Origin of the sequence: Burkholderia sp. E168m23 (assembly GCF_016586125.1) — a bacterium.
GTDB lineage: Bacteria > Pseudomonadota > Gammaproteobacteria > Burkholderiales > Burkholderiaceae > Burkholderia > Burkholderia orbicola.
Genome location: NZ_BCPP01000450.1, coordinates 1 through 5,631, shown reverse-complemented (window position 1 = coordinate 5,631; position 5,631 = coordinate 1). Strand labels below are relative to the sequence as shown.

General features: G+C 63.7%; 7 protein-coding genes. All 7 read left to right on the top strand.

Annotated elements, in window-relative coordinates:
* Positions 1-237 (top strand): translation initiation factor IF-3 (infC, locus tag JMF90_RS21730; RefSeq protein WP_201325417.1); only part of this gene is annotated, 237 nt, incomplete at its 5' end.
* Between the two features lie 190 nt (positions 238-427).
* Positions 428-625: a 50S ribosomal protein L35 gene (rpmI, locus tag JMF90_RS21725; RefSeq protein WP_004191477.1), complete on the top strand. Its 198-nt coding sequence runs from the start codon at positions 428-430 to the stop codon at positions 623-625.
* Positions 626-655: 30 nt separating this feature from the next.
* Complete coding sequence (gene rplT, locus JMF90_RS21720) at positions 656-1,015, top strand: 50S ribosomal protein L20 (protein ID WP_004192938.1); 360 nt, start codon at positions 656-658, stop codon at positions 1,013-1,015.
* 149 nt (positions 1,016-1,164) lie between these two features.
* Positions 1,165-2,178, top strand: a complete 1,014-nt coding sequence (pheS, locus tag JMF90_RS21715; protein ID WP_006486107.1) for a phenylalanine--tRNA ligase subunit alpha — start codon at positions 1,165-1,167, stop codon at positions 2,176-2,178.
* 98 nt (positions 2,179-2,276) lie between these two features.
* Entirely contained in the window at positions 2,277-4,706 is a 2,430-nt protein-coding gene (gene pheT / locus JMF90_RS21710; RefSeq protein WP_069232554.1) for a phenylalanine--tRNA ligase subunit beta, read from the top strand.
* Positions 4,707-4,778: 72 nt separating this feature from the next.
* Positions 4,779-5,165 (top strand): integration host factor subunit alpha, encoded by a 387-nt coding sequence (locus JMF90_RS21705; RefSeq protein WP_006486093.1) that lies wholly within the window; start codon positions 4,779-4,781, stop codon positions 5,163-5,165.
* A 57-nt stretch (positions 5,166-5,222) separates the two neighbouring features.
* On the top strand, positions 5,223-5,631 hold a 409-nt coding region (locus JMF90_RS21700), incomplete at its 3' end, for a MerR family transcriptional regulator (protein ID WP_054927674.1).

Genomic DNA, 5,631 nt, shown 5'->3' with positions numbered 1-5,631 from the left:
ACCGATGACGGGGATTACAACGTCAAGCTCCGCAATCTCGTGCGCTTCCTCGAAGAGGGCGACAAGACGAAGATCACGTTGCGTTTCCGCGGCCGTGAAATGGCTCACCAGGAAATCGGTATGCGGATGCTCGAGCGTCTGCGCACGGATCTCGAGGAAGTCGGCCAGGTCGAGCAGATGCCGAAGATGGAAGGGCGCCAGATGATCATGGTGCTCTCGCCGAAGAAAAAGAAGTAACGGGCCCGCGCGCATCGCGCGCAGGTTCGACAGTGGTTCGGCGCGTTGCCCGGTCAGGGCGGCGCGCCAACGATGACGGCGGCTGCGCAAGCGGTTCGCCGTACACAAGTGGACTGGGTTTCGAAGGGCGGGTCAAGGGCGTAAGCCAACCGCACACCCATCGCCATCTAATAAACTGGAGTTGTTCGTCATGCCTAAGATGAAGACCAAGAAGAGCGCTGCAAAGCGCTTCGTGGTGCGTCCGGGCGGTACCGTCAAGCGCGGTCAAGCCTTCAAGCGTCACATCCTGACCAAGAAAACCACGAAGAACAAGCGCCATCTGCGCGGCGCAACGGCAGTTCATGATTCCGATCTGAACTCCGTCCGCGCGATGCTCCCGTTCGCGTAACCCCTCAACTGATACTCCAAGGAGAGAAACATGCCTCGAGTCAAACGTGGGGTAACCGCACGGGCCCGCCACAAGAAGATCATCAACCTGGCCAAGGGTTATCGCGGCCGCCGCAATAACGTCTACCGCATCGCCAAGCAGGCGGTGATGCGCGCTGGTCAGTACGCGTACCGCGATCGCCGCAACAAGAAGCGTGTGTTCCGCGCACTGTGGATCACGCGTATCAACGCGGCAGTTCGCCAGCACGACATGACCTACAGCGTGTTCATCAACGGCCTGAAGAAGGCGTCGATCGAACTCGACCGTAAGGTGCTGGCCGACATGGCGGTGTTCGACAAGGCTGCTTTTGCTGCGATCGTCAAGCAGGTGAAAGCCGCCGTTGCAGCCTAATTGCGAAATTAGCACTGCGTGGTTAGTTGCAGCGAGGTTCCGGTAGTCTCGGCCGCTGCAGCGAAAACGGGGCTCTTCCGAGCCCCTTTTTTGTTTGGCGAGGCACTTTCGCTCGCCAAGACCGAATGACGTTGGAAATGATGGGATCTATGGATCTGGACCAGATTGTCGCCGACGCGCAGCAGTCCTTCGAACAGGCTGCCGACATCACCACGCTCGAAAACGAGAAAGCACGATTTCTCGGCAAATCGGGTGCGCTGACCGAGTTGCTGAAGGGCCTCGGCAAGCTCGATCCCGAAGCACGCAAGACCGAAGGCGCACGCATCAACGTCGCGAAGCAGCAGGTTGAAGCCGCGCTCACCGCCCGTCGCCAGGCACTGGCCGACGCGCTGCTGAATCAGCGCCTCACCGCCGAAGCGATCGACGTGACGTTGCCGGGCCGCGGCGCCGGCGCAGGCAGCCTGCACCCCGTGATGCGCACGTGGGAGCGTGTCGAACAGATTTTCGGCTCGATCGGTTTCGACGTGGCCGACGGCCCCGAAATCGAGACCGACTGGTACAACTTCACGTCGCTGAACAGCCCGGAGAACCATCCGGCGCGTTCGATGCAGGACACCTTCTACGTCGAAGGCAAGGATGCCGACGGCCGCCAGTTGCTGCTGCGCACGCACACGAGCCCGATGCAGGTGCGTTACGCGCGCATGAACCGTCCGCCGATCAAGGTGATCGCGCCGGGCCGCACGTATCGCGTCGACAGCGATGCGACCCACTCGCCGATGTTCAATCAGGTCGAGGGACTGTGGATCGACGAAAACATCAGCTTCGCCGACCTCAAGGGCGTCTATACCGACTTCCTGAAAAAATTCTTCGAGCGCGACGACATCCTCGTGCGCTTCCGTCCGTCGTATTTCCCGTTCACGGAACCGTCGGCCGAGATCGACATGATGTTCGAGCAAGGCAAGAACGCCGGCAAGTGGCTCGAGATTTCCGGCTCGGGGCAGGTGCATCCGACCGTGATCCGCAACATGGGCCTCGACCCCGAGCGCTACATCGGTTTCGCGTTCGGCAGCGGCCTCGAGCGCTTGACGATGCTGCGCTACGGCGTCCAGGATCTGCGGCTGTTCTTCGAGAACGACCTGCGTTTCCTGCGCCAGTTCGCATAACGCCGCTCGCCGCGCCGACCTGTGCCCGCGCACGCCCCCGATGGACGTTTCCGACGGGGCCCGGGCGTCGATCTAACCTGTTTCGAACGTAGACATCCATGCAATTCCCTGAATCCTGGTTGAGAACCTTTGTCGACCCGCAGCTGACGACCGACGAGCTGTCGCACGCGCTGACGATGGCGGGGCTCGAAGTCGAATCGCTGAGCAAGGCTGCGCCGCCGACGTCGAAGATCGTCGTGGGCCGCGTGCTCGAAGTCGTCAAGCATCCGGATGCGGACAAGCTCAATGTCTGCCAGGTCGACGCCGGCACCGGCGCGACGCTGAACATCGTCTGCGGCGCGCCGAACGTGGCGCCCGGCATCAAGGTGCCGGTCGCGCTGGTGGGCGCGGAACTGCCGCCGGCGGAAGAGGGCGGCAAGCCGTTCGCGATCAAGCTGTCGAAGCTGCGCGGCGTGGAGAGCCAGGGGATGCTGTGCTCGGCGCGCGAGCTGAAGTTGTCCGAAGATCACAGCGGGCTGCTGATCCTGCCGGAAGACACGCCGGTCGGCCAGGACATCCGCGAGACCCTCAATCTCGACGACACGATCTTCGAAATCAAGCTGACGCCGAACAAGGCCGACTGTCTGTCGGTGTTCGGCATCGCGCGCGAGACGGCCGCGATCACCGGCGCACCGCTGACGCCGGTCGACATCCGCCCGGTGAACGTCGAGCTCGACGAAACGCTGCCGGTGCGCATTGCCGCGCCCGATCTGTGCGGCCGCTTCTCGGGTCGCGTGATCCGCGGCGTGAACGCGCATGCGAAGACGCCGCAGTGGATGGTCGAGCGCCTCGAACGCTCGGGCCAGCGCAGCGTGTCCGCGCTCGTCGACATCTCGAACTACGTGATGTTCGAACTCGGCCGCCCGTCGCACGTGTTCGATCTCGACAAGATCCACGGCGGCATCGAAGTGCGCTGGGGCAAGCGTGGCGAATCGCTGAAGCTGCTCAACGGCAACACGGTCGAACTCGACGAAACGGTCGGCGTGATCGCGGACGACCGTCAGGTCGAAAGCCTGGCCGGCATCATGGGCGGCGACAGCACGGCCGTCACGCTCGATACGACCAACATCTACCTGGAAGCCGCGTTCTGGTGGCCGGACAGCATCCGCGGCCGCGCGCGCAAGTACAACTTCTCGACCGATGCGGCCCATCGCTTCGAGCGCGGCGTCGATTACGCGACGACCGTCGAGCACGTCGAGCGCATCACGCAGCTGATCCTCGAGATCTGCGGCGGCAAGGCCGGTCCGGTCGACGATCAGGCGGTGAACCTGCCGCAGCGCGCGCCGGTGAAGATGCGCGTGTCGCGCGCGAACCGCATCATCGGCGTGAAGATCGACGCCGACGAGATCGCGGACATCTTCACGCGCCTCGGCCTGCCGTTCGAGCGTGAAGACGACGCGTTCCTCGTCACGCCGCCGTCGCACCGCTTCGACATCGAGATCGAGGAAGACCTGATCGAGGAAGTGGCGCGCATCTACGGTTTCGAGAAGATCCCGGCGCGGCCGCCGGTCGCGACGAGCGAAATGCGCGCGACCCACGAGACGCGGCGTTCGATCCACGATATTCGTCACGCGCTCGCCGCGCGCGACTACGCGGAAACCGTCAACTTCAGCTTCGTCGATGCGGAGTGGGAGCACGATTTCGCGGGCAACGACAACCCGATCCGCCTGCTGAACCCGATCGCGAGCCAGCTTTCGGTGATGCGCACGACGCTGTTCGGCAGCCTGATCGCCGTGCTGCGCCACAACCTGAACCGCCGCGCCGATCGCGTGCGCGTGTTCGAATCGGGGCGCGTGTTCGTCGCCGATCCGTCGGTGAAGGCTGGCGAGCTGGCGGTCGAAGGTCATGCGCAGCCGAAGCGCGTCGGCGCGCTGGCGTACGGTCCGGCACTCGACGAGCAGTGGGGCGTGGCGACCCGCGCGGTCGATTTCTTCGACGTGAAGGGCGATCTCGAAGCGCTGCTCGCGCCGGCGGTTGCGCGTTTCGTGAAGGCCGAGCATCCGGCCCTTCATCCGGGCCGCAGCGCACGGATCGAAGTCGATGGCCGCGCGGTCGGCTGGATCGGCGAGTTGCATCCGCGCCTGATGCAGAAATACGAGCTGCCGCACCCGCCGGTGATGTTCGAAATCGACGCGGATGCGCTGATTGCCCGTACGCTGCCCGCGCCGACCGATGTGTCGAAATTCCCGCCGGTCCGTCGCGATATCGCCGTTGTCGTCGATCAGGCGGTCGAGGTTCAGGCACTTTTCGACGAAATGAAGAAGGCGCTTGCCGAAGAGGCCTGCCGATTCGTTCAGAAGGTTGTACTCTTCGACGAATTTCGTGCAAAATCAAATACTTCCGGTGGTCTTGCCGCGAACGAGAAGAGCCTTGCCTTCCGCGTGACGCTGCAGGACGCGGCTGGCACGCTGCAGGACGAGGTCGTCGATCAGGCGATTCAGACGCTGGTCGAGCGAATGGCTCGTGCCGGTGCGCGCCTGCGCGGCTAAGGAGAGGGCCCGCCCGTTCGCGGGCGGCTTTTTTCCATCGTAAGTTTTGATTCAACGCGCTGTATGGCAGATATGAACGACATGACCTCGAGTGAATTCGAAGCCCTCCTGACGGCGCAACGCAGCGCGATGAACCGCGACGCGTCGGCGCCGGCGTCCACCGAGACGCCGACGCTGACGAAGGCGGAACTGGCGGAGCTGCTGTTCGACAGCGTCGGGCTGAACAAGCGTGAAGCGAAGGACATGGTCGAGGCGTTTTTCGAAGTGATCCGCGATGCGCTCGAAAACGGCGAAAGCGTCAAGCTGTCGGGGTTCGGCAATTTCCAGCTGCGCGACAAGCCGCAGCGTCCGGGCCGCAATCCGAAGACGGGCGAGGCGATTCCGATCGCGGCCCGCCGGGTGGTAACCTTCCACGCGAGCCAGAAGTTGAAGGCGCTGGTCGAAAACGGCGCGGAGTAATACGCGCGCCCACGCCCCGCGCGGCCGCCGCGCACCCTTACCGACGGTTAACCGACGATGACCACCACGGTTGAGAAAGTCGTCTTGCCTCCGATTCCCGCGAAGCGCTACTTCACGATCGGCGAAGTCAGCGAACTATGCGGGGTCAAACCACATGTGCTGCGTTACTGGGAACAGGAATTCACTCAGCTGCGGCCGGTGAAGCGGCGCGGCAACCGGCGGTATTACCAGCATCACGAAGTGCTGCTGATCCGGCGGATTCGCGAGTTGCTGTACGAGCAGGGCTTCACGATCAACGGCGCGCGCAATCGGCTCGATTCGCCGGGCAGCGAGCGGGCCGCGGCGGAGCCGGTCGAATCCGACGCGCAGGCCGTCGATGCGCGCGGCGCGGCCAGGCCGGGCGCAAACGTCGATGTGATCGCGTTGCGGCAGGCGTTGCTGGATGTGATCGACGGACTGAAACACG